The sequence below is a fragment of the Mesorhizobium sp. P2_B5 genome, assembly GCF_056404775.1.
Genome location: NZ_JBFUDJ010000003.1, coordinates 403326 through 428456 on the forward strand (window position 1 = coordinate 403326; position 25131 = coordinate 428456).

Genomic DNA, 25131 nt, shown 5'->3' on the forward strand with positions numbered 1-25131 from the left:
TCGTTTTAACCGTGAGCGTGTGAATAGAGCCCGCCCCACCATAGAACCGGCTCGTTAAAAATGAATGCCACTGATCTTAACGAGTTTAGGCGTTCGCCAGACTTGCGCGGGCCGCCTGATGGTGCGGGAAGCTCAACAAAAAGCCGGACTGCACTTTCATGCAGCCCGGAAAATTCGCCAGGAGTGGCGAGGAAAAGCCGGCCATGTGCCAGCGTCTACGCATACGGTCCGCATCAGCCAAAAGTTTCAGCCAATGAGCTGATTGTGCCGAAAAGAAATCGCCCGGCATGGCTGCCATGCAAATGCTGCACTGCACAATCTTCATATTTTCCCTATATTCGGTGCTGTGGAGGATCAACTAAGGGGCCGAATCATGGGGTTCTTCACTGAAATGTTTGCTCGTCCGCGTCCGCAGGAGCATCAGCGTTACCGCTCGGCACTGGCATTGCTGCATTCGATGAGCAACGCCGACCGCGCCGACGTCGGCATCAAGCCGGCCGATTTCCCGCGCATCGCGCGCGAAATGTCGATGCGCTGAACCAGCGCAAGACGAGGTTTCCCGGCAGCGACCGGGAAACCTCGGAACGCCGAATTCCTCAACGATTCCCGAGATAGGCACCCTTGGTCAGCGGCACGCCGTTGTGGCGAAGGATGTCGTAAGCCGTGGTGACGTGGAAATAGAAGTTGGGCATGGCGACGTGCAGCAAATACTGCAGCCCGGGCATCGAGACCTCGCGCTGGCCAAATTTCAGTTCGACGATCCTGTCATCCGAGCCATCGAATTCGGCGGCCGAGAACGACGCCAGAAGCTCGAGCGTCTTGGCGAGGCGCGCCTGAAGCTCGGCGAAGGTCGCTTCATTGTCCTCATATTTCGGCACTTCGCGGCGGGCCAACCGCGACGGCGCGCCCTTGGCATGGTCGGTGGCGACCTGCACCTGCCGCACCAGCGCGTACATGTCGGGCGCCAGCCTTGCGGTCAAAAACACCTGCGGGTCGATCTTGCGGTCGGCCGCATTCTGTTCGGCAGTCGACAGCACAGTTGAGAGCGCCTTCAGCCTGGCCGAAAACACGGGCACCGAGGCCTCGTACATCGATATCGTCATCTTGATTCTCCCTGCGGCCCGAGCGCCGAAGGCGCGACCTAGCGCTTTCGCCGACGATTGTTCAAGCTACTGCAGCCATGCGTCACCGCGCCGCCGCAATCAGTGTGGTAGAATCTTCGTTACCGTGCGGAGATTCCCGATGAAGCGCATCTTTCTCGCAGCAGTTGCACTCTTCTCCCTTGCCACGATACGCCAAGCCGCGCTGGCTGCCGAAGACACACCCGAAGTGCCCTACGTCGACGACCGATCAAGCGCCGATGCCGTCGTTCGTTCGCTTTACAGCGCCATCAACCGGCACGAATTCGCCCGCGCCTGGGGCTATTATGGCGATACCAAGCCGGCAAAGGATTTTGACGCCTTCGTCAAGGGCTATGACGGCACCGAAAAGGTCGATGTCGAAACCGGCGACGTTTCGGATGAGGGCGCGGCCGGCAGCATCTATTACAGCGTCCCTGTTGCCATTCGTGCCACCGACAAGGACGGCAACGAGGCGGTGTTCGCCGGCTGCTACACGCTGCGCCAGGTCAGTGCAGACATTCAGGCCCCGCCGTTCCGGCCGATCTTCATCGACAAGGGCGCGCTGAAGCCGTCCAAGGCCGATTTCGAGGAAGCGCTGCCGGCAAGCTGCGGCGACGGACCGCCGCCGCCAAAGAAGGATATCGCGCTCGAACAGGCCAAGAAGGCTTTCCTGGCGACTTATGGCGACCAGTGCGACAAGCAATTCCTCGGCGAGGAGCCGAACGCTTTTTCGATCAAGTACAAGGACAAGGATGCAGCTGAAGGCGATCCCGACAAGGAGACACGGCTTTTCGAATTCTACTGTTCTGCCGCTGCCTACAATACCGCCTCGGTCTACTACATGACCGACGCGCTTGGCGGCGTGCTGCAGCTGCAGTTCGCCGAGCCGGAACTGGATATCCGTTACGAGAACAACGACAGCGACGGCAAACTGCTCGGTGTGACCGTCACCGGCTTCCACACGACAGGCTGGGCGACCAATCCCGAATATGACGAAGAAACCAGGACGATCCGCACGTTCAACAAATGGCGTGGTGTCGGCGATGCCTCCGACAGCGGCACCTATCTGTTCCGCAACGGTGATTTTTCGCTGGTCCAGTACGACGTGGACGCGTCCTATGACGGCGAGGAAAACCCGCAGACGGTGGTCGACTACAACACCGCGCCTTGATCGATTGCCATCGGCTCAGGGCGCTTTCGACAGCATCCAGTTCAGCGTTTCGCGCCAGTCGACCATGCGGATCGGCGTGCCGTGGGTGCCCGTTTCAAAACGGACGAAGTGTGTCGGATAGGGATAGGCTTTCGAGTTCGCGATGATGGAGCGGAAGAAGGCTTCCTGCTTCTCCACGGGAAAGACCGGGTCCTTGCTGCCTTGGCCGAAAAAGACCGGTACATGGCGCCTGTAGGCCGGGCTCGACAGGAAACTTTCATCCCATAGCGAGCCGAGCAGCAGCAGCCCGTTTATGCGCCGTCCCGTATCGTTGCGGCCGGCCAGCTTCCAGCACAGCGCGCCGCCCATCGAGCCGCAGGCGACGAAGATTTTTGCGTCCGGCGAGGACTCGGCATAATGGGCGATCAGTGCGGCGACCTGGGCTGCGCCTTTGTCGCCGAAATCTGTAAAATCAGGGCTGAGATAGAGGCCGCCATTGCCGGCCATCAGGTTCTTGATGCGGTTGAAATTGCCGCCGAAGGTGAAGTCGTCGACGCCCTGCTTGCGGCTGCCGCCCTGCCCGTGCAGGTAGAGCACGATGATGCCGGCGCCCTCGGTCTTGCCGACGGCGACATGCCTGACATCGCCGGCATCGGTCTTCAGCATCAAATCCTGCTGCACCTTGCGCACGCCGGTGTCGGTATACTGCGCGTGCACGCGCTTTTCCGGCACCTCGTCGCGGGCATTGATGTCACGCATCTCGCGGTAGTCGATGACCGTGTAGGCGCCCTTGTCCGTGGACGAGAGCGTCGCCGGATAGGCGAAGAGGTCGTCCTTGTAGGGTTTTAATTCGAGGGCATCGGCGTTGGCTGCGGACAGCGAAAGAGCGATTGCGGTGAGCAGCGCGCGGGAGAGTTGGAAGCGAAGAGCCATCCCTCAGCCATGCGTTTTTCAGCTTCGGTTTGTCAATCCTGCAGCACGCCGCCGGCGTCTTCCAGCGCCTCGCGGGTGTCGACATCGATCGATGCACCGTCACCAATCTCGACGTCGATGACATCAAGCCCTTCGGCTTCGACCAGATGGCGGGCGCCGGTGTCGCCTTCGAGATGGGCGATGGCTGGAAACAGCGCGCGCGGCAACAGCACCGGATTGCCGCGGCGGCCGTCATGCGCGGCGCGCACCACCGAATGGCCGCCGTCCCTACGGAAGGCCTCGATCAGCCTGTCGAGATCGGCCGAGGAGATACCCGGCATGTCGCCGAGGACGATCATCGCACCGGCGGCATCGGCTCCAACCCGGGCGATGCCGGCTTTGAGCGACGAGGAGAGGCCGTCGGCGAAATCCGGATTGTCGGCGAAGATCACGTCCAGGCCAGCCAGGGCCTGGCGCACCCGCTCGCGCTGATGGCCGGTGACAACGACGGTGCTGGATGCCTTCGAACCAAGCGCGCGTTCGGCGGTGCGGCGCACCAGCGGCTTGCCGTCGAACAGCGCGAGCAGCTTGTTGGGCCCGCCCATGCGGCTGGAACGGCCGGCGGCGAGAAGCACGATGTCGACCTTCAACCCGGCTCTCGTGGGCAGCGGCTCGCGCGGCTGCGGCCGGGTCGGGATCTCCATCAGAAGCCCGCCGACGCCCATGCCGGCGATGTCCTTGGCTGTCACGTCAAGACCGGCGATCAGCCGGTCGAGCACCCAGTCGAAGCCGTTCTCCTTGGGGCTGCGGGCACAGCCCGGCGCGCCGATGACGCGCTTGCCATCGAGCGTGCCGAGCACCAGCAGATTGCCGGGATCGACCGGCATGCCCGCGCGGATGACCGTGCCGCCAGCCTTCTCGATCGCCGCCGGAACGACATCGCTGAAATCGCTCATCGCCGAGGCGCCGAAGATCACCACCATGTCGTTGTCGCGCGCCAACGCGGCCGCGGCCTCGGCGACGGGCGCAACCTCGTGCGGCGTGCGGCGCTCGGCGGTCAGCCGGGCGCCGGAGCGCGCCAGCCGCGCCTCGGTGACGCGCAGCGTCTTGTCGAGCACGCTGGCCTTGATGCCCGGTAGCACCGTCTGGATGACGCCGATGCGCACCGGCTGGTAGGCATTGACGGCGAAGATCTCGCCGCCGGCGCAGATTTTCGCCACCGCATCGACCAGGGCCGAGGCAACGGCGAACGGGATGATCTTGACCGTCGCCACCATCTGGCCCTTCTCGACCGGCGCATGCTGCGCCAGCGTGGCGATGGTAATGGTCGGGTCGACCGCATTGATGGCGTCGATCATTGTGGCATCGACGGTGAAGACGCCGGCCGCCTTGGCATGGAGGTTCACTCGGCCGGTTGCAGCCGGTTTCGCCTCGATGTTGCGGTGGGCCATGCTTGCGGCGATCTTCTCGGCCGCCGCATCCTCGCTGAGATCATCGGCTGCAAGCACCGCCGCGACGATCTCGGCAATGCCGGCTGCTTTCAGCGCCGAGACGTCCTCGGCGCTCAGCCTGTGCGCCTTGCGGAAACGTCGCTCGCCGGCCGTGGTGGCATGCGCGAGCACCGCGCCTTCGGCTTGGTCGATCGGAACCGGCCCGAATTTCACGCCGCAGCGCCTTTCGCTTCGAGACCGCGTGAGCGAAAGGCGTGGATGGTCTGCGCCAGCACGGCAACAGCAATTTCAGCCGGGCTGGCGGCACCGATGTCGAGGCCGATCGGCGCGTGAATGCGGCCGATCTGGTCGGCGCTGGCGCCCAGCGCCAGCAGGCGCTCGACGCGCTTGGCGTGGGTTTTGCGGCTACCGAGCGCGCCGATATAGAAGCAATTGGCATCGAGTGCCGCCTTCAGCGCGAAATCGTCGATCTTCGGATCATGGGTAACGGCGGCGAGCGCCGTGTAGCTGTCGAGCGGTTGGCGCTTCAGCACATCCTCGGGCCATTCGGCATGCAGCGCGACATCGGGAAATCGGTCCGGCGTGGCAAAGGCGGTACGCGGATCGACGATTTCGAGGGGATAGCCAGCGATCTTTGCCATGGGCGCCAGCGCCTGGCTGATATGGACGGCGCCGATCACCACCAGGCGCGGTTGCGGCAGATGCGCGTTGAGAAAGAAGGTCCGTCCCTCTGCCTCGATCGAGCCCGAACTGCCCGACCGAAACGCCTTGGCGATCGCTTGCCCGAGTTCGCCGGCGACAGAATCGCCCTCGCGCACGATGCGGTCGCGGCCGTCGCCGAGATCGGTGACCAGGATCGCGGCGCGGCGGGCGCGGCGTTCTGCATTCAGTGTTTTGAGGGCGTAGGGATCCATCAGCGGTCAGCCCAGTCTTTCCACATAGACCTTGATGCGGCCGCCACAGGACAGGCCGACCTGCCAGGCGGTTTCGTCGGCAACGCCGAATTCCAGCATCTTGGCTTTGCCGGAATCGATGACGTCGATCGCCTCGCTCACCACCGCACCCTCGACGCAGCCGCCGGAGACCGAGCCGTGGAAATTGCCTTCGGCATCGATGACCAGATGGCTGCCGACAGGCCTCGGCGCCGAACCCCAGGTCTCGACCACGGTGGCAATGGCGACATCCTTGCCATCCTTCATCCAGCCTTCCGCGATGATCAGCGGGTCGCGGGCCTCATCGAGATAGATGCTGTTGTCCATGATCGCTTCTCTCAGAGTCTGTTTTTGCAGAAGTAAACATATGGCTATGCTGCGCGCCTGATGCCAGCTTCCAGCCAGCGGCGCGGATCGACCGAAGCAGCCGATTTCTTGTCCAGCGAGGCGCAGAGGTCGGCCAGCGCATCGAGATTGTGCACCGAGCGGAACTCATCGACATGCGGCAGCATCGCCTTGACGCCCCGGGCGCGGGCCTCGAAGCCTTCGAAGCGCAGCAAGGGGTTCAGCCAGATCAGCCGCCGGCAGGATTTGTGCAGTCGCTCCATCTCTTCCGACAGGCCGGTGACATCGTCGCGCTCCAGCCCGTCGGTGATCAAAAGCACCACCGCGCCCTGCCCCAACACACGGCGCGACCACTGCTTGTTGAACTCGGCCAGCGTGTCGCCGATGCGGGTGCCGCCGGACCAGTCCTTGACCGCCGCCGAGCAGTCGGCAAGGGCGGCATCGGGGTCGCGATGGCGCATCTGCCGCGTCAGGTTGGTCAGCCGTGTGCCAAAAACAAAGGCGTGCACGCGCCTCCGCTTCTCGGTCAGTGCATGCAGGAAATGCAGGAAGATGCGCGTGTACTGGCTCATCGAACCGGAGATATCGGCGAGCACCACCAGCGGCGGATGGACTTCGCGGGCCGAGCGGAATTTCGGCAGGATCAAGTCGCCACCGGTGCGCGCGGCCGACCGCATCATGGCGCGCGGATCGATGCGGCGGCCATGCGGGTCGGCCTTGAACCGCCGCGTCCGCACCATGTCGAAGGGCAGTCGCAGCTCGGCGATAACCTTCTTGGCTTCGGCCATCTCGGCGGCGTCCATCTGGGCAAAGTCCTTGCCGCGCAGCACCTCGTTGCCGGAGAAGCTGAAGCGAGCGTCGACTTCGAACTCAGGGATTTCCTTGACCGGCTGGTTCTTATGATGGCCTTCGAACATCGCCTGGCTGACACGGTTTTCAGCGGCGCGGGGCTTTTGTTTCTCCCTGGTGTCGGGCGCCACCGGCGAAAACATCGCCAGCAGCTTTTCGATCAGTTCGCGCGATTTCCAGAACAGCCGGAAGGCTTCGTCGAAGACAGGATGATCCTCGTGCCTGGACACCAGCACGGCATGCAGCGTCCAGTAGAAATCGTCGCGAGAGCCGATGCCGGCGGCGAGCACCGCCTCGATCGCATCCTTGACCGAGGCCGGCCCGACGCGCATGCCTGATTTGCGCAAGGTGCGGGCGAAATAGACGATGTTGTCGGCTATGCGCCCGTCTTCCGTCGCCTCTCTGGGGTCGGGATGCGGCGCCTTCACTATCCTACTCCGCCGCCGCAAGCTCGGCCTTGACCTCGTCGAGGATGCGTCGGCCCTCGCCCGCGCCGATGCGGGCAATGTCGTCCTGGTATTTCAGCAAAACGCCGATTGTGTCGGATACGGTCTCGGGGTCGAGCGCCACCTTGTCGAGTTCGGTCAGCGCGCCGGCCCAGTCGATGGTTTCGGCAACACCCGGCGCCTTGAACAGCTCGACCTGGCGCAACTTCTGGATGAACGACACCACTTCGGCTGAAAGCCGGCTGTTGGCTTGCGGCACCTTGCGGCGCACGATCTCCAGCTCGCGCTCGGCGTTGGGATAGTCGACCCAATGATAGAGGCAGCGCCGCTTCAGCGCGTCATGGATTTCGCGGGTGCGGTTGGTGGTGATAATGACGATCGGCGGCTCTTCCGCCTTGATGGTGCCGAGCTCGGGCACCGTCACCTGGAAGTCGGACAGGATCTCGAGCAGGAACGCCTCGAAAGCCTCGTCGGTGCGGTCGAGCTCGTCGATCAGGAACACCGGGGCAGCACCGGCCTTGCCGGTCAGCGCATCGAGCACCGGGCGGCGGATCAGGTATTTTTCGGAGAAGACATTGCGCTCCATGTCGGAGCGGTCGACCGAGCCTGCCGCCTCCTCCATGCGAATCTCGATCATCTGCGCGGCGTAGTTCCACTCGTAGACGGCGGAGGAGACGTCGAGGCCTTCATAGCATTGCAGGCGGATCAGCCGGCGGCCGAGCGCCTGCGCCAGCACCTTGGCGATCTCGGTCTTGCCGACGCCGGCCTCACCTTCGAGGAACAGCGGCCGCTGCATGCGCAGCGAAAGGAACAGGACCGTTGCCAGCGAGCGGTCCGCGACATAGTCCGCGCCGGTCAGGAGATCGAGCGTTTCGTCGATCGTCCCCGGCGCGGGGCGCGGTTTCAGCTCGGTCATTCTTTCTCCGTTGACGCCTCTGCTCCGCTTTCCAGCACGTGGTAGTCGCGGGCGTGGTAGATCAGCGGCCGCAAATTATCGCCCATGCGCAGACCTGTCACCTTGCCAAAAAGCACACGATGGGTGGCGAGATCCTTAGTGTCGATCAATTCGCAGTCGAAAACGGCGAGAGCGCCCTTCAAGGTCGGGGCGCCGGTCGATATGACATCCCACTCGCCGAGCGCGAAACGCGCATCGGACGACAGGCCGGTCAGGCCTGAAAACGCCACCGATAGCGGCTGCTGGTGCGAAGCCAACGTGTTCAACGCAAACCGGCCGTTTTGCACGAACAGTTCGTTCTTGGCATTTTCGCGGTTGAGACAGACGAGAACCGTCGGCGGCGTGTCCGACACCGAGCAGGCGGCGATCACTGTCGTGCCGCGCTTGCCGGCGGGACCGTCGGTGGTCACCACATGGACGTGGCCGGCAAAATGCGCCATCGCGTCGCGATAGGCCTGCGGCCCTATGTCGTTCAACTTCAGCACCGATGATTTTCCATAAGCGGGAATCCAAGCGTTATATATGGCGGCACACAATAGGCCACAAGCGAAGTGCTTGACGCCAATCCGCAAATTCGCGTGTTGCGCCTGGGGCGGGCAGCCTTTAGGTCTTGGCGCAAGAGACGCTGGAAGCATGCGACCGGCACGGAGGAATTCTTCGTCAGAATGCGACCCCTAACAGCTGTAATAGCGGCACTGCTCTGGCTGTTGCCGGCAAGCGCCGGCGCTCAGACGCTGCGGGTCGGCGTCGCAGCCCCTCTGTCCGGCCCGTCGGCGATCCTCGGCAAGCAGATCGAGGCCGGCGCTGCCCTGGCAGCGGAAGCCAACGGCGCCGAGATCAAGACGGTCGACGATGCCTGCACCGCCGATGGCGGCGCTGCCGCCGCCAGGGAATTCGCCGCTGCGAAGGTCAATGTTGTCGTCGGCTTCCTCTGCACCGAGGCAATCCAGGCGGCGCTGCCGATCCTGAAGGACGCCAACATACCGGTCGTCACTGTCGGCGTGCGCACCGAAAGCCTGACCGATCGCCGCGCCAAGACCGGCTGGCTGGTCTATCGGCTGGGGCCGCGGGGCGACGACGAACGCAATGCGGTGGCCGCCATCCTCACCCGGCTGTGGCAGAACGAACTGTTCGCCATCGTCGACGATGGCACCATCTATGGCCGCGAAATCGCCGAGACGCTGCGGGCAGTAGCCGAGCAGGCGGCGCTGAAGCCGGTCTTCACCGACACGTTCCGGCCGCAACTCGATAACCAGATCGGGCTGATCGGACGGCTGAAGAAGGCCGGCGCGACGCATGTCTTTGCCGGCGGCGACGGCGACGACATCGCGATTATGGGCCGTGACGCCAGCCAGCTGGAGGCCGGCATCACCTTTGCCGGCGGCGAGAACTTGCGCACGCCACCCGGTGACGTGCCTTACGCCGTCGGCACGCTGATGGTCGCGCCGCCGGAATGGGCCGATGTCGCCGATCCCAAGGTGCTGGTGGCATTTGCGGCCAAAAACATCACGCCGGACGGCTACACATTACCGGCCTATGCCGCGGTGGAAATAGCCAAGGCGGCCTCTGCGGCAGCCGAGACCTCTGGCAAGGGGCTCGCGGACGCGCTCACCGGGTATGACTTCAACACCGCGATCGGCCCACTGCGGTTCGACGACAAAGGCGATCTGACCCAAAACCTCTATCGCGCCTTCCGCTTCAACGGGACGCGTTTCGTGCCGGCGGAGACGAACTGATGTTCCGCACCGGGCCGCGCAATTTGATCACCGATGTCGCCGGCTTGCGGGTCGGCAACGCATCCGATGCCAGGCTGAAATCCGGCGTCACCACCGTGCTGTGCGACGAGCCGGCGGTGGGTGGGGTGCAAATCCTGGGCGGTGCGCCGGGCACGCGCGAAACCGACCTGCTCGAACCGCACAATTCCATCGAAGCGGTTCATGCCGTTGTGCTCTCGGGCGGCTCGGCCTTCGGCCTGGATGCCGCCTCGGGCGTGCAGGCGGCGTTGCGCGAAAAGGGCATCGGCGTCGATGTCGGCGGTTTTCGCGTGCCGATCGTGCCAGCGGCGATACTGTTCGACCTCCGCAATGGCGGCGACAAGGATTGGGGACGCTATCCGCCCTACCGCGACCTCGGCTACGAAGCCGCGCAAACCGCTGCGATCGACTTTCCGCTCGGCACCGTCGGCGCCGGTACCGGCGCGCTCAGTTCCGGGCTGAAGGGTGGCCTGGGCTCGGCCTCGACCGTGCTCGACAGCGGCGTCACTATCGGCGCGCTGGCCGCCGCGAACCCGACCGGCTCGGTGACGATAGCGCGGACGCGTTATTTCTGGGCCGCACCGTTCGAGATCGGCGATGAGTTCGGCGGACTTGGCTATCCCTCGCCCATGCCGGACGACGCCAGGCGGATCCTTTTGAAATACCGCGACAGGCGTGTGGGTGGGACGGGCGAGGCCGGCGGCAACACCACCATCGCCGTCATTGCCACCGACGCCGTGTTGACCAAGGCGGCGGCCAAACGGCTGGCCATATCGGCGCATGATGGCTTCGTGCGTGCCATCTGGCCGGTGCACACGCCGGCCGACGGCGATCTGGTGTTCGCGCTGGCAACCGGCAAGAGTGGCATCGAGCTTGGCGCCGACGAGGCCGTCGACTTCTTTGCCGCCGCCGGTGCCACCATGGCGCGTGCCATCAGCCGCGGCATCCATGCCGCGACGCCGGCCGATGGCGATCTGTTTCCGGTGTGGTCGTCGCGCTAGGCAGGTAATCCGATCATGTTGGGTCGGACTTTTCTTCCTCGAAGCTGACCGCGACGTCCGAATTCGCCGACAGCCAGACTTTTTTGCCATCGACCTCGGCCAGCAGGCTTAAGGGAATGTAGTGGTGATGGCCTTTGTGCCCACCCATGCCGCTGTCGGCCTTGGTCAGCTTGATCCGGTCGCCCTCGACCTTGTCGACGGTGCCGAGATGAACGCCGTCGGCGCCGACCACTTCCATATGTTCGCGAATCTTGCTGGCCTCGGTCATGGGGAGTTCTCCTTTTGAAAGCGATCGACGATAACAAACAGAAGCGCAATTGGATGCATCGCCTTTTGCATAGCACGATGTTTTGACTGTCTCATGATAGGGAACGATCGAACCATGGCGGCCGGAGCGGGAACCCCGATGCGAAATCTTGTCCTGATTGGCGTTTGCCTGCTGGTGCAGCTGGCATCCGGCATCGCCGCCCGGGCGGGCGATGTCGCCCAGCTCGAGATCCTCGGTTTTACCAAGGATGGCGGTGTCTTCGCCTTCGAGGAATACGGCGTCGCGGATGGATCGGGCTTTCCCTATGCCAACCGCTACTACATCGACACCGCCGACGACACCTTCCTGAAAGGCACGCCGATCCGGGTCCGGCTGGAGGACGAGAACGCCTCGCTGGACGCGGCCCGCCTGCAGGCGAGGCAAAAAGGCGAAGTCATCATTGCCCAGGCCGAGCTTACCGCGAACCGCGGCATCACCGCCGGCTTCAACCCGGTGACCGAGCTGTCGGCCGACCCGTTCCGCATGGTGGTCAACCCGCGGCCGATCTTTTCGCCGGTCGATCCGCCACTCGAATTCCGGCTCGACGAGATCGGTATGAACAATACGGCGGGCTGTGAGAGCCAGGGCGAGATCGATGGTTTTCGGTTGCTGCGCATCGAAGCCCGGGATGGCGGCCAGACGCATCTTCTGCATGAGGACAAATCGATCCCGAAAAGCCGCGGCTGCCCGAACGGCTACCGGATCGGAGCGGTGCAGACCTTTTCGATGGACAGTATCAGCGCCTATGCGGTGCTGATCGCGGTGCGCCAATACGGCTTCGAAGGGCCGGATTTTCGCTGGATCGCCGTGACCGGCCGCCTGTGACAGCGCTCGATCAACCCAGCTGGCGCCAGCGCGCCGGCAACCGTGTCCGCCGCGCGGTGCCGTCGACGGTCGCGGCGCTTCTCGGCGCCTTGCTGTGGGCGGTGGCGATGGGCGCTAGCGCGCTGACCGGGCTTTGGCTCGACAATTGGGAGACGCCGGAAAAGATCCGGTTCGTCGTCCTGCTCTATGCCATGGGCGCAGCACTTGCCTTCCCCTTCGGCCTGTTTGCGGCGCGGCTGCTCTCGCTCGGCCGGCCGTCGGAAGTGGCGTTTGCCGCCGCCTTCATCTGCCTGCTTGCCGCGACACTCGCCTTCACTGGCGGGCTGTTTGCCCTGCAATACCGCTCCTACTACGCCGAATGGCACGCCGAGGCTTTCACCGTCCTCTGGGCGTTCGAACTGGTGTTCACCTCGCTGACGGCGCTCTATCAGTTCGTGGTGCTGGGCGTGCGGCTCTATTTTCCACTCGGATTCATCGCGCTTGCCGTCGCCAGCGTGTGGTTTGCGCACCAGCAGCGTTGAGCATTTGGTCCGCCTCTGTTAGGAGGCGGACTTAACCACCGACATATCAGGACTGACGGATGATCCCTCGCTATTCCCGGCCGGAAATGGTCGCCATCTGGTCGCCGGAAACCCGCTTCCGCATCTGGTTCGAAATCGAGGCCTATGCCTGCGATGCGCTGGCCGAGTTGGGCGTCATCCCCAAGGAAGCTGCCAAGACCATCTGGGAAAAGGGCAATGCGGCCAAATTCGATGTCGGCAAGATCGACGAGATCGAGGCCGTCACCAAGCACGACGTCATTGCCTTCCTCACCCATCTCGCCGAATTCGTCGGGCCGGATGCGCGTTTCATCCACCAAGGCATGACCTCGTCGGATGTTCTCGACACCTGCCTTGCGGTGCAGCTCAGCCGCGCCAGCGACATATTGCTCGCCGATCTGGATGGCCTGCTCGCCGCGCTGAAGCGCCGCGCCTTCGAGCACAAGGACACCGTCACCATCGGCCGCAGCCACGGCATTCATGCCGAGCCGACCACCTTCGGCATCAAGCTGGCGCAAGCCTATGCCGAGTTCTCGCGCTGCCGCGAGCGGCTGGTGCACGCGCGGGAGGATATCGCGACCTGCGCCATATCGGGCGCGATCGGCACCTTTGCCAACATCGACCCCTATGTCGAAGAGCATGTGGCTAAAAAGCTGGGGCTGAAGCCGGAACCGGTGTCGACGCAGGTCATCCCGCGCGACCGCCACGCCATGTTCTTCGCCACGCTTGGCGTCATCGCCTCGTCGGTTGAGCGGCTGGCGACCGAGATCCGCCATCTGCAGCGCACCGAGGTGCTGGAAGCGGAAGAGTATTTTTCGCCGGGTCAAAAAGGCTCGTCGGCCATGCCGCACAAGCGCAACCCAGTGCTGACCGAAAACCTCACCGGCCTTGCCCGCATGGTGCGCTCCATGGCGCTGCCGGCGATGGAGAATGTGGCGCTCTGGCACGAGCGTGATATCTCGCACTCGTCGGTCGAGCGCATGATCGGACCGGACGCCACGGTGACGCTGGATTTCGCGCTGTCGCGGCTGACCGGCGTCGTCGACAAATTGCTGGTCTATCCCGACAACATGCTGAAGAACATGAACAAGTTCCGCGGCCTGGTGCATTCGCAGCGCGTGCTTTTGGCGCTGACGCAGGCCGGCGTATCACGCGAGGACGCCTACCGTCTGGTACAGCGCAACGCCATGAAGGTGTGGGAACAAGGCGCTGATTTCCTTGAGGAACTGTTGGCCGACAAGGAGGTCACCGCAGCGCTGCCCGAAGTCGAGATCCGCGAGAAATTCGACCTTGGCTATCACACCAAGCATGTCGACACGATCTTCAAGCGGGTTTTTGGGGAAGCTTGACGCAACCTTCAAATCACGCCTTGCCGGGAACCGTCCTAATCACCGTGCCCCACGGATCCTCGCGGCTCGTTTCCTTGGTCACATTGTCCGACCGCATCTCGACCCAGGCAAGGCCGGTGCGAGACGGGTCGCGGCGGCCGGCACCGGCGCTGTGCCACGAATTACCACCAATGTGATGGTGGTAGCCGCCGGACGACAGGAACACCGCCTGGCCGCCATATTTGGCCACCGTGTCGAAGCCGAACTCCTGGTGCCACCAGGCCTCGGCGTCCTCCGGCCGGCCGACGCGCAGATGGACATGGCCGACAATGCTGTTTTGCGGCGCGCCCTGCCAGCCGGCGTCTCCGGCTGGCACGCTGGCAGCCACGGCGGCCAGGTTCAGCCGCTCGGTCGCCATGGCGATCTTGTCGCCGTTCCACTTCCACTCTTCCGGCAGGCGGTCTCTATAGATTTCAATGCCGTTGCCTTCGGGGTCAGTCAGGTACAGCGCCTCGCTGACCAGATGGTCGGAGGCGCCCTCGATGCGGATCTTGTTGGCGGCAGCATGGTTGATCCAGCGGCCGAGATCGGCGCGGCTGGGCAGCAGGAAAGCGGTGTGGAACAGGCCGGCGCTGCGCGGATCGTCTGGCTTGGCCGCCGCGTCAGGCTCGATGACCAGCAACGGGCGCTCCGCGGCGCCCAGCGTGATCGCGCCGTCGGCGCGGCTCAATTCCTGCAGGCCGACAACGGCACGGTAATAGGCCGCGAGGCTCTCGGCATCGCGCGCCTTCAGGCCAACGCGTGATACACTGACTGGGGTAGTCGCGGCAAAAGGCAGTTCGCTCATAAAACTCTCCATTCGGCGCACCGTCCGAGGCGCCCCAGCAATTCTGTCGATGGTCTCAATCTGACATTTCAGATCGTCTATCCCGATCGTTCACACAAGACGGAAAGAATCGAACACGTTGTTCACAATTGTGATGCAATGCGTGCATCAGCATGGTTGCACGAGACAGAGCTGCTCGCTATCTCAGCGGCATGAAAGTCAAAGACGCAGATATCTTGATCGTGCCGGGCTACACCAACTCAGGCCCGGAACACTGGCAGACACGCTGGCAGTCCAAACTGTCGACGGCGCGCCGGGTCGAGCAGGCCGAATGGTCGAAGCCGGTGCGCGAGGACTGGACAGCGAGCGTGGCGAACGCCGTCAACGAAGCGGAGCGGCCGGTGGTGATCGTTGCCCATTCGCTGGGCGTGGCAGCCGCGGTGCAGGCCATTCCGCAATTCACGAAGCCGGTCGCTGGTGCCTTCTTTGTCGCGCCGCCCGATGTCGCCAACCCGGAGATAAGGCCGAGGCACCTGATGACCTTCGGCCCCTATTCGCGCGAGCCGCTGCCCTTCCCGTCCATCGTGATCGCCAGCCGCAACGATCCGTTCTGCGCCTTCGAGGTTGCCGAGGACATTGCCGGCGCCTGGGGTTCGCTGTTCATCGATGCCGGCGAAACCGGTCACCTCAATGAGGACGCCGGCTTCGGCCCGTGGCCCGAGGGATCGATGACCTTTGCCAAGTTCCTGACCGACCTCAAGGCCTGACCGGGGGAAGGCGTCGCGCCTTAGCCCTTGATCGAATCGTTCATGCTTTTGATGAGGGTTTTTGCGCCGAGTGAAATCAGCGCGTGGTCCGAGCCCATCGCCAGCAGCCGGTAGCCCATTGCCACGACGCGGCCGGCTATCGCCGGCTCGACGACGTAGATGGCGGCATGCTTGCCAGCCTTGCGTGTGCGCTCGGCGATGGAGGCGACGGTTTCCATCATGCTTTCCAGCGTCGAGTTGATGGTGGCGCCGTTCGACCAGGCGATCGAGAAATCCGATGGACCGAGGAAGATGCCGTCAATGCCGGGCGTATCGAGAATGCCGTCCAGCGCATCGAGCGCGGCGCGCGTTTCGACCATGGCGAAGGCCATGGTGCGCTGATTGGTGTCGCGCAGCCACTCGGCATGGTCGCCCTTGCCGTGGCGCGGAAAGGCATAGGTCGGACCCCAGGAGCGTTCGCCGAGCGGCGGGTATTTCATCGCGGCGGCGAACAGCTTTGCATCGGCCACCGAGTTCACCATCGGCGCAATCACCGCCTCGGCGCCGAAATCGAGCGCACGGCTGGCCATGTCGAAGCGGCCAACCGGAATGCGCACCAGCGCCGGCTTGTTGGCTGCGAGCACCGGCACCAGGCCGCGCAAGACCGAGTCTTCGTGGTGTCCGCCATGCTGCATATCGAGCGTGACGGCGTCAAAACCCTGCTTGGCGATGATTTCGACCGTCAAAGCGTCCGGAACCCCGGACCAGGCGGTGAACAGCGTTTCATCCGCCGCCATGCGTGATTTCAGGGACATCGGCGCTTTTCCTTGTTGGCACGGGCCCTTCAACAGGCCTGCGCACAGTTTCAGCCGGAAAAGGCTGAAAAGGCAAAGAAAAACCGCCCGGCTGGGCCGGGCGGTCGATTGGTCCAGAAGTGGCTGGAATCAGGTGTTCTTGATCTGCTCGATCGCCTGCGCCATCAATTCATCCATGGTGCGACGGATCTGATGGTCGGACTGGTCGACGCCGGCGGCGTCGAAATCCTTGCGGATCTTGCGGAACACGTCGTGATCGCCGGCTTCCTCGATGTCGGAAACAACCACTTCCTTGGCATAGGCGTCAGCGTCAGCGCCGGACTTGCCTAGCTTTTCGGCGGCCCACAGGCCAAGCGCCTTGTTGCGGCGTGCGGAGGCCTTGAAGCGAAGTTCTTCGTCGAAGGCGAATTTGCGCTCAAAACCCTCTTCGCGGTCTTTCATGCTGCTCATGGCTTCCCTCCGGTGAAATCGATTCGCGTTGGCGGTGGATATGTGTGTTGCCGCAGCACAAACCAAAAGGGCGCGGGTCGGTCAATATGCTACATCACTTGCTGCGCTGCGGCATTTCATTCCTGAAAGCGGTCAACGAGAAGGATTTGCCGATTGAGCAAACGCTGTGATTGGGATAGACCCGGCATTGAACCCACCCGTCGCCGCACTAATTTGGGCAGACGGACAGGACTTGGTCGCTTGCCGCCTGCCCGCAAATCCAGAGAAAAAATCAGATGAAAAATCGCCGCCGCATTTATGAAGGCAAGGCCAAGATCCTCTATGAGGGACCAGAACCGGGCACGCTGATCCAGTTCTTCAAGGATGATGCGACCGCGTTCAACAAGAAGAAACACGAGGTCATCGATGGCAAGGGCGTGCTCAACAACCGCATTTCCGAGTACATCTTCAATCATCTGAACCGCATGGGCATTCCGACCCACTTCATCCGCCGGCTCAACATGCGCGAGCAGTTGATCAAGGAAGTCGAGATCATTCCGCTCGAAGTGGTGGTGCGCAATGTCGCCGCCGGTTCGTTGTCCAAGCGCCTCGGCATCGAGGAAGGCACCGTTCTGCCGCGCTCGATCATCGAATTCTATTACAAGGCCGATGCACTCGACGACCCGATGGTGTCGGAAGAGCATATTACCGCTTTCGGCTGGGCTTCCCCGCAGGAGATCGACGACGTCATGGCGCTCGCCATCCGCGTCAACGACTTCCTCTCCGGCCTGTTCATGGGCGTCGGCATCCAGCTCGTCGACTTCAAGATCGAATGCGGCCGCCTGTTCGAGGGCGACATGATGCGCATCGTCGTTGCCGACGAGATCTCGCCGGATTCGTGCCGGCTGTGGGACGTGGCGACCCAGGACAAGCTCGACAAGGACCGTTTCCGCCGCGACATGGGCGGCCTCGTCGAAGCCTATCAGGAAGTCGCCCGCCGCCTCGGCATCATGAACGAGAACGAGCCGCCGCGCCCGACCGGCCCGGTGCTTGTCGCCTCGACCGAAGGCATCAAAGGCAAGCCGCACTAAACCCATACTCGAACAGGAACCTGTCCAGCATGATCAAGGCCCGCATCACCGTCACCCTCAAGAACGGCGTGCTCGACCCCCAGGGAAAAGCCATAGAGCACGCCCTGTCCGGGCTGGGGTTCGGCGGCGTCGGCCAGGTGCGGCAAGGCAAGGTGTTCGACCTCGAGCTTGCCGAGACCGACAAGGCCAAGGCCGAGGCAGATCTGAAAGCCATGTGCGACAAGCTGCTGGCGAACACGGTGATTGAGAACTATAGTGTGACGCTTACCTAGGGTTGTGCCGAGGCACCGATGACGGAAGTCACGAACGAGCTGATGTACGAGCTTCTCAAGAAAATCCATTCACGAATGGATCGGCTTGAGAGTGGCCTCGGCGAGGTCAAGCACGAGATTGTTGCAATCAGGCTGCCGGCATTGAGCACACAAACGGACGTCAACAACATCTACGCCATAACCGGCCGCATCGATCAACGTCTTGAACGGATTGAGCAGCGCCTCGAGTTGCGCGAGCTAGCCGAAAAACAGAGGCCTTACGAACCGAAATGAAATCCGCTGTTGTCCTCCTGCCTGGCCTCAACCGCGACCGCGACATGATTGCGGCGCTGACCAAGATCTCCGGCCAGGCGCCGGCCACCGTCTGGCAGACCGACACTGAAATCCCCGATGTCGACCTGATCGCCATCCCCGGCGGCTTCTCCTTTGGCGACTACCTGCGCTGCGGCGCCATTGCCGCGCGCATGCCTGTCATGCGGGCGGTGGCGGAAAAGGCGGCAAAGGGCGTCATGGTCATCGGTGTGTGCAACGGGTTCCAGATCCTGGTCGAGGCCGGCCTGCTGCCCGGTGCGCTGATGCGCAATGCGTCGCTGAAATTCGTCTGCCGGCAGGTGAAGCTCGAAATCGCGAACGCCAACACCATGTTCACCCGCCGCTACCAGCCGGGCCAGATCATCCGCACGCCGGTGGCGCATCATGACGGCAACTATTTTGCCGATGCCGACACGCTTGCCCGCCTCGAAGGCGAAGGACAGGTGGTGTTTCGTTATGCCGAAGGCACCAATCCCAATGGCTCGATCAACGACATTGCCGGCATCATCAGCGAAAAAGGCAATGTGCTCGGCCTGATGCCGCATCCGGAGAACCTGATCGAGGCCGCGCATGGCGGCAGCGACGGGCGGGCGCTGTTCGAAGGCGCGCTCGGCATCGCCGCCTGATATCCTTTTTCGAAATTCCTTTCAAAGCGCGGGGGCGGCTGACCATGAGACTGACGATTGCCCGGATGGCTCTCCTGATCGCCGCCGGCTTGGCGTTGGCATCCTGCCAGTCCAGCCCGAAGAGCGCGCCGGCGCCTGCGGGCAAGAGCGCTTCGCTGCTCGCCATGGAACAGGTGGCGATATCCGCCCACAAATGCTGGATCGCCAGCAAGGATCCCGCCTTCAAGTCGTACCAGATGGCCAATGAGCTGAATTCGTTCAGCGGCACGCCGCGCTTCCTGCTGGTTCCTGCCAAGCATTATGGCGGCAAGCCCTTGCTGGTCGTCCAGGCGCAAGGCAATTCCAGCCGCATCGACGTGTTCGGTCCGCTGATGGACGATCCGCTCGGCGCTCGCATCGGCTCCGACATTGCGCGCTGGCAGACGGGCAATCCCTCGTGTAACGCGGCCGCCTGACGCCATGGGCCGCTTCCTGCAGATTGCGGGATTGGTCATTGGTCTGGCCGGGCTTGTCCTGCAAGCCTGCATCACCATCCCGGCGTCGATGGAAGCTGGCCGTAGTTTTCTCGGCTCGATCATCTTCCTGTTCAGCTTCTTCACCATCCTGACCAACATCGGCGCAGTGCTGGTCCACACCTCGCTGCTGTCACCCAGCGGCTATGCCTGGCTGCCCGCCTTTGCCGGACCGCGGATGCGCGCAGGCGTCGCGGTTTCCATTGCGCTGGTGTTCATTGTCTATGCCACGGTTCTGGCACAGCTCTGGCAGCCGCAGGGCCTGTTTCTATTCTGCGACGTGCTGCTGCACTATGTGACGCCGGTGCTGTTCGTGCTGTGGTGGCTGGTGGCGGGCGCCGACGGCAGGACACGCTGGAGCGACATCTCCTGGTGGATGACCTATCCGATCGCCTATCTCGCCTATGCGCTGGCGCGGGCGCCGATCGCGGGCGAAGTGCCCTACCCGTTCCTGGACGTTGCGACAAACGGCGTGACCAGCGTCGCGCTTGCGGCGCTGGTCGTCACCGGGGTTTTTCTGGTGCTGTGCATCCTCGCCGTGCTTGCCGACAAGGGCGTCTCACGCCTCAGGGCACCGGGCGTCCGTCGCTGACTGGACGGTCCCGGGTCAGTCCCAGAAGCGCCGGATCCCTTCGCGGTAGGCATCGGAACGCGACACACCGATATCTTTAAGCTGCTCGTCGGTCATTTCCAGCAGGGCCAAGCGGCCGCGACGGCGCTCGATCAGCGCGTCGATCTGCTGCGCCAGCGACCTGACCACCTGCACGATGCGGCTGACAAAGCCTCGCCGGCCCGACGGGCGCGGCCCGACCAGTTCAATGCCCGCGCAGCGGATTGTCTCTGATGTATCCATTGTCTTTTCTGCCAAGGTTGCAAATTGTACCCATTTCGGTACGGCGCTGATATGTATTGACTCCTAATTCGGTGCAATATACAAAATTGTCACCATGACAAATTGGCTTCCTGACCTCACCACCGGTTCCGGCCCGCTCTATCAGCGCCTTGCCGACAGCATTGAGTCGGATATCGACAAGGGCATCATCGACGCCGGTGCAAAATTGCCGCCGCAGCGCGATCTCGCCTATGACATCGGCACCACGGTCGGCACGATCGGCCGGGCCTATCAGTTGCTGCGCGAGCGAGGGCTGGTGAGCGGCGAGGTCGGACGCGGGACCTATGTTCTGGCCCAGCAATCGGAAGCGGCGAGCCCCGAATTCGCCGAGCCCGCCGTGCAAGGCACGCGCTATGTCGATGCGCCGCCCGGCAAATTGCGCTTCGACAGCACGGCCGCGCCCGACATCGGCCAGGGCGCTATTGTTGCCGACATGCTGCAGCGCACGGTGCAGGATCACCCGCATGAGATTTCCAGCTACACCAGGGATTTTCCGGATCGCTGGTTCGAGGCCGGTGCCCGCTGGCTATCGCGCAATTCGTTCCGCCCGGCGGCCGAGACCATCGTTCCCACGCTCGGCACCCATGCCGCTGTCATGGCGGCGATCGCGGCGCTGACCACGCCTGGCGACTATGTCGCCTTCGAGCACCTGACCTATTCGCAGATCGCCCGCAGCGCCGGGCTGATCGGGCGGCGCATTGCACTGGTGGCATCGGACGAGGAAGGTCTCGATCCCGAGGATTTTGAGCGCGTCTGCGCGCAAAAGCACCCGAAAATGATCTTCCTGATGCCGACGGTGCAGAACCCGACGCTGGCGATCCTGTCGGTTTCGCGTCGCGAGGCGATCGCGCGCGTCGCGCGCGAGTACAATGTCATCCTCATCGAGGACGATCTCTATGGCGGTCTGACCGAGGACCTGACGCCGCTCATCGCTGAATATGCGCCCGAGCGCACCATCGTTGCCGGTGGCCTGTCGAAATCGGTCGCCGCCGGCGTCCGCGGCGGCTGGCTCTCCTGCCCGCCCGCCTATCGCCATCGCATCCGCGTCGCCCACAAGATGATGACCGGCGGCATGCCGTTCCTGCTGGCGGAGGTGAATGCGCGGCTGGTGCTGTCCGGGCAGGCCGGCGATATCCGCCGGCGCAGCATCGCCGAAATCGCCGCCCGCATCGCCATCGTGCGCGAGACTCTGGCCGGCTTCGCCTTCAAGTCACACGACAGCGTGCCCTTCGTCTGGCTCACCTTGCCCGACCCCTGGCTGTCCGGCACCTTCCGTAGTGCATGCCTCGAAAATGGAGTGCTCCTCGACGACGAGGACGAGTTCAAGGCGGGGCGCTCCGAGCAGGTTTTCCACGGTGTTCGTTTCGGCGTTTCGCAGCCAAGGCGGCGCGAGGACATCGCTGGCGGCGTCGCGGTGATCCGGCGGCTGCTGGAGGAAGGCCGCGCCGGCTACGACAGCTCTTCCTGACCCCGTTGAGGCTTAATTGGTGCTCGCGGCCCTGGCCTCGGTCAGCCCTCTGCCTTGAAGTTTTTGGCTTCCTTCGCGCCCTTTTCCTTGCCGTGCTTCTCGGCAAGGTCCTTGGCTTGTTGCGGCGAAACGTCGGTGATCTCGGCAAGATGCATAGCTTCCTTGTCCGAGAGGCGATTGTCTTTCTTGCCTTGCTTGGTGGCCATATCCAGATCTCCTGATTGATTGGAGACCTAACGGCCGACATGCCATAGCGTTCCCCGACGGGCTCCGCTGCCCCTCGCCTTGTGGCTTTCCGGCGTTTTTCGTCAGCGGATGGGGGTGTATCACGCCAAAGCTTGCGATAAGAGGGGACTCAGAAATCCCCCTCTCCCATGGATACCAATCGCTGCCCATGACCATTTCCAATTCCGTGCCGATCACTCCGGAACTCATTGCCGCGCACGGGCTGAAGCCCGACGAATACCAGCGCATCCTCGATCTGGTCGGCCGCGAGCCGAGCTTTACCGAACTCGGCATCTTCTCGGCGATGTGGAACGAACACTGCTCCTATAAATCCTCGAAGAAATGGCTGCGAACGCTGCCCACCACCGGGCCGCAGGTCATCCAGGGTCCGGGCGAGAATGCCGGCGTAGTCGATATCGGCGACGGCGATTGCGTCGTCTTCAAGATGGAAAGCCACAACCACCCCTCCTACATCGAACCTTATCAGGGCGCGGCGACCGGCGTCGGCGGCATTCTGCGCGACGTCTTCACCATGGGCGCGCGGCCGATCGCGGCGATGAACGCACTGCGCTTTGGCGCGCCGGACCATCCCAAGACGCGACATCTGGTCTCCGGCGTGGTTTCCGGCGTCGGCGGCTACGGCAATGCCTTCGGCGTCCCGACGGTTGGCGGCGAGGTCAATTTCGACGCTCGCTACAACGGCAACATCCTGGTCAACGCTTTTGCCGCCGGCCTTGCCAAGACCGATGCGATCTTCCTGTCGGAAGCCAAGGGCGTCGGCCTGCCGGTCGTCTATCTCGGCGCCAAGACCGGCCGCGACGGCGTCGGCGGCGCCACCATGGCCTCGGCCGAGTTCGACGACAAGATCGACGAGAAGCGCCCGACCGTGCAGGTCGGCGATCCCTTCACCGAAAAATGCCTGCTCGAGGCCTGCCTGGAGCTGATGGCATCGGGTGCCGTCATCGCCATCCAGGACATGGGTGCGGCCGGCCTCACCTGCTCGGCGGTCGAGATGGGCGCCAAGGGCGACCTCGGCATCGAACTTCAGCTCGACCAGGTGCCGGTGCGCGAGGAGCGCATGAGCGCCTATGAGATGATGCTGTCGGAAAGCCAGGAGCGCATGCTGATGGTGCTGCGCCCCGAGAAGGAAAAGGAAGCCGAAGCGATCTTCCACAAATGGGGCCTCGACTTCGCCATCGTCGGCAAGACCACCGACGATCTGCGTTTTCGCGTCATCCATCAGGGCGACGAGGTCGCCAATCTGCCGATCAAGGACCTTGGCGACAAGGCGCCGGAATATGACCGCCCGTGGGTCGAGCCGAAGAAGCCGGCGGCATTGGCGGCCGGCGATGCGCCGAAGGCCGATGTCGCCGACGCGCTGCTGAAGCTGCTCGGCGGACCGGATTTGTCATCGCGGCGCTGGGTGTGGGAGCAGTATGACACGTTGATCCAGGGCAATTCACTGCAACTGCCGGGCGGCGACGCCGGCGTGGTGCGCGTCGAAGGCCATCCGACCAAGGCGCTCGCCTTCTCCTCCGACGTGACGCCGCGCTATTGCGAGGCCGACCCCTATGAGGGTGGTAAGCAGGCGGTGGCCGAATGCTGGCGCAATCTGACCGCAACCGGCGCGCTGCCGCTGGCGGCGACCGACAACCTCAATTTCGGCAATCCGGAGCGGCCGGAGATCATGGGCCAGTTGGTCGGCGCGGTGAAAGGCATTGGCGATGCCTGCCGCGCGCTCGGCTTCCCGATCGTGTCCGGCAATGTCTCGCTCTACAACGAGACCAACGGCCAGGGCATCCTGCCGACGCCGACCATAGGCGGCGTCGGGCTGATCGCCGACTGGTCGAAGATGACGCGCATCGGCTTTGCCGCCGAGGGCCAGATGATCCTGCTGGTCGGCGCGCCGGCGACATGGGGCAGCCATCTCGGCCAGTCCGCCTATTTCAGAGACGTTCATGGCCGTACCGACGGCCCGCCGCCGCCGGTCGACCTCGCGCATGAGAAGCGCGTCGGCGACCATGTGCGCGCCCTGATCGCGTCGGGCGTGGTGACTGCCGCGCATGACCTTTCCGATGGCGGCCTTGCCGTGGCGCTGGCCGAAATGGCGATGGCATCCGGCATCGGCGCTACAATTCCCGGCCTTGCGGGCACCGATCCGATCCCGGTCTGGTTCGGAGAGGACCAGGGCCGCTACCTCCTGACGCTGTCGGTCGATCCGCAGAGCAAGGAATGGGACGCCATCCGCGAGGAGCAGAGCAAGCTCGGCATTTTTGCGCCATGGATCGGCTCGACCGGCGGGCGCGAGCTGAAACTCGGCGATGCCAGGGCGATCCCGGTCAGCGAATTGACCGCCGCCCATGAAGGCTGGTTCCCGCGCTTCATGGATAAGGCCAGTTGAGCAGACTGGCTGCCCGGACGCTGATCGCTGTCGCCTTCTGGCCGTCGCTGTTCTTCTTCTGGTTCCTCGGCCCGTTCGTCTTTTTCCTGCTGTCGACGACCTCAAGCGAGGTCTGTCCGCTGCTGGAAAGGCGCGAGCAGTTCCTTGAGGCGGCCAACGGCGCGCTTCCGATGCTGGTCCTGCAGAACCTCTTTTATGCGGTTCCGATCATCTGCCTGGTGCTTTGGATCCGGCTTTTACCGGATCCGGCGCGAGCAAGACATGTCGTCACCTGCATCAAGCTTTTTATTGTTGCAGTGGTCATAGGGGCGCTGTGGGAATATGGCTCGTCGCTGGCCTGCGACGGCTACGGTCAGCCGTTCTTCTCGCCATTGTGGCAGATGACCAGCTATCTCCCCCTCGTCAGCCTGGTGATCAACATTCCGCTCTATGTCCTGACCTTCAGCCTTGGCCGGGGGTTCTCGACCCGCGACGACATCACCGAGGATGGTGTGGTCCACCCGCGGCAGGATGGACCGTAGGTCCTGCGTTGATGGACAGGACGGCTTCAATCCGAGCCGGAAAGGCTTTAGGCTTACGCCCGAGTCACATCGTACAAGCT

At 63.4% G+C, this 25131-nt stretch carries 33 protein-coding genes; 18 read left to right on the plus strand and 15 right to left on the minus strand.

The window, feature by feature from the left end; genetic code table 11:
- Positions 1-85: 85 nt before the first annotated feature.
- Entirely contained in the window at positions 86-325 is a 240-nt protein-coding gene (locus tag AC1D1N_RS14665) for a hypothetical protein (RefSeq protein ID WP_477349292.1), read from the minus strand.
- A 48-nt stretch (positions 326-373) separates the two neighbouring features.
- On the opposite strand from AC1D1N_RS14665, the gene AC1D1N_RS14670 reads away from it, so the two are divergent.
- The gene (locus tag AC1D1N_RS14670; protein ID WP_192253608.1) at positions 374-538 is read left to right on the plus strand and encodes a hypothetical protein; all 165 of its coding nucleotides are present in this window, start codon (positions 374-376) and stop codon (positions 536-538) included.
- Positions 539-596: 58 nt separating this feature from the next.
- On the opposite strand, the gene AC1D1N_RS14675 is transcribed toward AC1D1N_RS14670, so the two are convergent.
- Positions 597-1103, minus strand: coding sequence for a DUF1993 domain-containing protein (locus AC1D1N_RS14675; protein WP_352586712.1), 507 nt, complete (start codon positions 1101-1103; stop codon positions 597-599).
- A gap of 139 nt (positions 1104-1242) precedes the next feature.
- On the opposite strand from AC1D1N_RS14675, the gene AC1D1N_RS14680 reads away from it, so the two are divergent.
- On the plus strand, positions 1243-2292 hold the full coding sequence (locus AC1D1N_RS14680; protein WP_477349294.1) for a DUF1176 domain-containing protein: 1050 nt from the start codon (positions 1243-1245) through the stop codon (positions 2290-2292).
- Between the two features lie 15 nt (positions 2293-2307).
- Here the strand turns inward: AC1D1N_RS14680 and AC1D1N_RS14685 are convergent, their stop codons facing one another.
- From AC1D1N_RS14685 to AC1D1N_RS14715, 7 genes are read right to left on the minus strand one after another with little or no spacing between them, the layout of a single operon-like run.
- Positions 2308-3204, minus strand: coding sequence for an alpha/beta hydrolase (locus AC1D1N_RS14685; protein ID WP_477349296.1), 897 nt, complete (start codon positions 3202-3204; stop codon positions 2308-2310).
- 32 nt (positions 3205-3236) lie between these two features.
- Positions 3237-4847, minus strand: coding sequence for an NTP transferase domain-containing protein (locus AC1D1N_RS14690; protein ID WP_477349298.1), 1611 nt, complete (start codon positions 4845-4847; stop codon positions 3237-3239).
- Positions 4844-5548, minus strand: a complete 705-nt coding sequence (locus AC1D1N_RS14695) for an XdhC family protein (RefSeq protein ID WP_477349300.1) — start codon at positions 5546-5548, stop codon at positions 4844-4846. Before AC1D1N_RS14695 ends, AC1D1N_RS14690 begins: the two co-directional genes overlap by 4 nt.
- A gap of 6 nt (positions 5549-5554) precedes the next feature.
- Complete coding sequence (locus AC1D1N_RS14700; protein WP_023734542.1) at positions 5555-5893, minus strand: XdhC family protein; 339 nt, start codon at positions 5891-5893, stop codon at positions 5555-5557.
- Between the two features lie 44 nt (positions 5894-5937).
- Positions 5938-7188, minus strand: coding sequence for a vWA domain-containing protein (locus tag AC1D1N_RS14705; RefSeq protein ID WP_477349302.1), 1251 nt, complete (start codon positions 7186-7188; stop codon positions 5938-5940).
- A gap of 4 nt (positions 7189-7192) precedes the next feature.
- Complete coding sequence (locus AC1D1N_RS14710; protein ID WP_477349304.1) at positions 7193-8122, minus strand: AAA family ATPase; 930 nt, start codon at positions 8120-8122, stop codon at positions 7193-7195.
- Positions 8119-8646 (minus strand): flavin reductase, encoded by a 528-nt coding sequence (locus AC1D1N_RS14715; RefSeq protein WP_352559750.1) that lies wholly within the window; start codon positions 8644-8646, stop codon positions 8119-8121. Before AC1D1N_RS14715 ends, AC1D1N_RS14710 begins: the two co-directional genes overlap by 4 nt.
- Positions 8647-8826: 180 nt before the next feature.
- On the opposite strand from AC1D1N_RS14715, the gene AC1D1N_RS14720 reads away from it, so the two are divergent.
- Both AC1D1N_RS14720 and AC1D1N_RS14725 read left to right on the plus strand, forming a co-directional pair.
- Positions 8827-9897, plus strand: coding sequence for a branched-chain amino acid ABC transporter substrate-binding protein (locus tag AC1D1N_RS14720; RefSeq protein ID WP_477349306.1), 1071 nt, complete (start codon positions 8827-8829; stop codon positions 9895-9897).
- On the plus strand, positions 9897-10916 hold the full coding sequence (locus AC1D1N_RS14725; protein WP_436259738.1) for a P1 family peptidase: 1020 nt from the start codon (positions 9897-9899) through the stop codon (positions 10914-10916). Before AC1D1N_RS14720 ends, AC1D1N_RS14725 begins: the two co-directional genes overlap by 1 nt.
- 13 nt (positions 10917-10929) lie before the next feature.
- On the opposite strand, the gene AC1D1N_RS14730 is transcribed toward AC1D1N_RS14725, so the two are convergent.
- A complete protein-coding gene (locus tag AC1D1N_RS14730; protein WP_112561447.1) occupies positions 10930-11184 on the minus strand; it encodes a DUF2171 domain-containing protein in 255 nt (84 codons plus the stop codon).
- Between the two features lie 138 nt (positions 11185-11322).
- On the opposite strand from AC1D1N_RS14730, the gene AC1D1N_RS14735 reads away from it, so the two are divergent.
- The 3 genes from AC1D1N_RS14735 to purB are packed head-to-tail and all read left to right on the plus strand — an operon-like array spanning position 11323 to position 13936.
- Complete coding sequence (locus AC1D1N_RS14735) at positions 11323-12048, plus strand: DUF2259 domain-containing protein (RefSeq protein WP_477349308.1); 726 nt, start codon at positions 11323-11325, stop codon at positions 12046-12048.
- A 56-nt stretch (positions 12049-12104) separates the two neighbouring features.
- The gene (locus AC1D1N_RS14740) at positions 12105-12569 is read left to right on the plus strand and encodes a hypothetical protein (protein ID WP_436261976.1); all 465 of its coding nucleotides are present in this window, start codon (positions 12105-12107) and stop codon (positions 12567-12569) included.
- 59 nt (positions 12570-12628) lie between these two features.
- On the plus strand, positions 12629-13936 hold the full coding sequence (gene purB / locus AC1D1N_RS14745) for an adenylosuccinate lyase (protein ID WP_477349310.1): 1308 nt from the start codon (positions 12629-12631) through the stop codon (positions 13934-13936).
- Between the two features lie 13 nt (positions 13937-13949).
- On the opposite strand, the gene AC1D1N_RS14750 is transcribed toward purB, so the two are convergent.
- Positions 13950-14762 (minus strand): VOC family protein, encoded by an 813-nt coding sequence (locus tag AC1D1N_RS14750; RefSeq protein WP_477349312.1) that lies wholly within the window; start codon positions 14760-14762, stop codon positions 13950-13952.
- A gap of 191 nt (positions 14763-14953) precedes the next feature.
- Here AC1D1N_RS14750 and AC1D1N_RS14755 point away from each other — a divergent pair, with 191 nt between their 5' ends.
- Positions 14954-15508, plus strand: coding sequence for an RBBP9/YdeN family alpha/beta hydrolase (locus tag AC1D1N_RS14755; RefSeq protein ID WP_436259734.1), 555 nt, complete (start codon positions 14954-14956; stop codon positions 15506-15508).
- Positions 15509-15528: 20 nt separating this feature from the next.
- On the opposite strand, the gene AC1D1N_RS14760 is transcribed toward AC1D1N_RS14755, so the two are convergent.
- Positions 15529-16302, minus strand: coding sequence for an HpcH/HpaI aldolase family protein (locus tag AC1D1N_RS14760; RefSeq protein WP_477349314.1), 774 nt, complete (start codon positions 16300-16302; stop codon positions 15529-15531).
- Between the two features lie 129 nt (positions 16303-16431).
- Positions 16432-16752: a DUF1476 domain-containing protein gene (locus AC1D1N_RS14765; RefSeq protein WP_056562205.1), complete on the minus strand. Its 321-nt coding sequence runs from the start codon at positions 16750-16752 to the stop codon at positions 16432-16434.
- 47 nt (positions 16753-16799) lie between these two features.
- On the opposite strand from AC1D1N_RS14765, the gene AC1D1N_RS14770 reads away from it, so the two are divergent.
- From AC1D1N_RS14770 to AC1D1N_RS14800, 7 genes are all read left to right on the plus strand, one after another.
- Positions 16800-16922, plus strand: a complete 123-nt coding sequence (locus AC1D1N_RS14770; protein WP_352586686.1) for a hypothetical protein — start codon at positions 16800-16802, stop codon at positions 16920-16922.
- A 105-nt stretch (positions 16923-17027) separates the two neighbouring features.
- Positions 17028-17822 (plus strand): phosphoribosylaminoimidazolesuccinocarboxamide synthase, encoded by a 795-nt coding sequence (gene purC, locus AC1D1N_RS14775; RefSeq protein WP_056594372.1) that lies wholly within the window; start codon positions 17028-17030, stop codon positions 17820-17822.
- Positions 17823-17851: 29 nt separating this feature from the next.
- Complete coding sequence (purS, locus tag AC1D1N_RS14780; protein ID WP_023715988.1) at positions 17852-18094, plus strand: phosphoribosylformylglycinamidine synthase subunit PurS; 243 nt, start codon at positions 17852-17854, stop codon at positions 18092-18094.
- Positions 18095-18112: 18 nt separating this feature from the next.
- On the plus strand, positions 18113-18367 hold the full coding sequence (locus tag AC1D1N_RS14785; RefSeq protein WP_477349317.1) for a restriction endonuclease subunit S domain-containing protein: 255 nt from the start codon (positions 18113-18115) through the stop codon (positions 18365-18367).
- Positions 18364-19032: a phosphoribosylformylglycinamidine synthase subunit PurQ gene (purQ, locus tag AC1D1N_RS14790; protein ID WP_112561440.1), complete on the plus strand. Its 669-nt coding sequence runs from the start codon at positions 18364-18366 to the stop codon at positions 19030-19032. The genes AC1D1N_RS14785 and purQ overlap by 4 nt, the downstream gene beginning before the upstream one ends.
- A 44-nt stretch (positions 19033-19076) precedes the next feature.
- Complete coding sequence (locus tag AC1D1N_RS14795; RefSeq protein WP_436259732.1) at positions 19077-19487, plus strand: hypothetical protein; 411 nt, start codon at positions 19077-19079, stop codon at positions 19485-19487.
- 4 nt (positions 19488-19491) lie between these two features.
- On the plus strand, positions 19492-20136 hold the full coding sequence (locus tag AC1D1N_RS14800; RefSeq protein ID WP_477349320.1) for a Pr6Pr family membrane protein: 645 nt from the start codon (positions 19492-19494) through the stop codon (positions 20134-20136).
- A gap of 15 nt (positions 20137-20151) precedes the next feature.
- Here the strand turns inward: AC1D1N_RS14800 and AC1D1N_RS14805 are convergent, their stop codons facing one another.
- On the minus strand, positions 20152-20397 hold the full coding sequence (locus tag AC1D1N_RS14805) for a DUF1127 domain-containing protein (RefSeq protein ID WP_436259731.1): 246 nt from the start codon (positions 20395-20397) through the stop codon (positions 20152-20154).
- A 94-nt stretch (positions 20398-20491) separates the two neighbouring features.
- On the opposite strand from AC1D1N_RS14805, the gene AC1D1N_RS14810 reads away from it, so the two are divergent.
- The gene (locus tag AC1D1N_RS14810) at positions 20492-21904 is read left to right on the plus strand and encodes an aminotransferase-like domain-containing protein (RefSeq protein WP_477349322.1); all 1413 of its coding nucleotides are present in this window, start codon (positions 20492-20494) and stop codon (positions 21902-21904) included.
- Positions 21905-21945: 41 nt separating this feature from the next.
- On the opposite strand, the gene AC1D1N_RS14815 is transcribed toward AC1D1N_RS14810, so the two are convergent.
- Complete coding sequence (locus tag AC1D1N_RS14815; RefSeq protein ID WP_185970361.1) at positions 21946-22110, minus strand: hypothetical protein; 165 nt, start codon at positions 22108-22110, stop codon at positions 21946-21948.
- 188 nt (positions 22111-22298) lie between these two features.
- On the opposite strand from AC1D1N_RS14815, the gene purL reads away from it, so the two are divergent.
- Both purL and AC1D1N_RS14825 read left to right on the plus strand, forming a co-directional pair.
- Entirely contained in the window at positions 22299-24530 is a 2232-nt protein-coding gene (purL, locus tag AC1D1N_RS14820) for a phosphoribosylformylglycinamidine synthase subunit PurL (RefSeq protein ID WP_477349324.1), read from the plus strand.
- Positions 24527-25051, plus strand: a complete 525-nt coding sequence (locus tag AC1D1N_RS14825; protein ID WP_477349326.1) for a hypothetical protein — start codon at positions 24527-24529, stop codon at positions 25049-25051. Before purL ends, AC1D1N_RS14825 begins: the two co-directional genes overlap by 4 nt.
- The last annotated feature ends 80 nt before the right edge of the window (positions 25052-25131 follow it).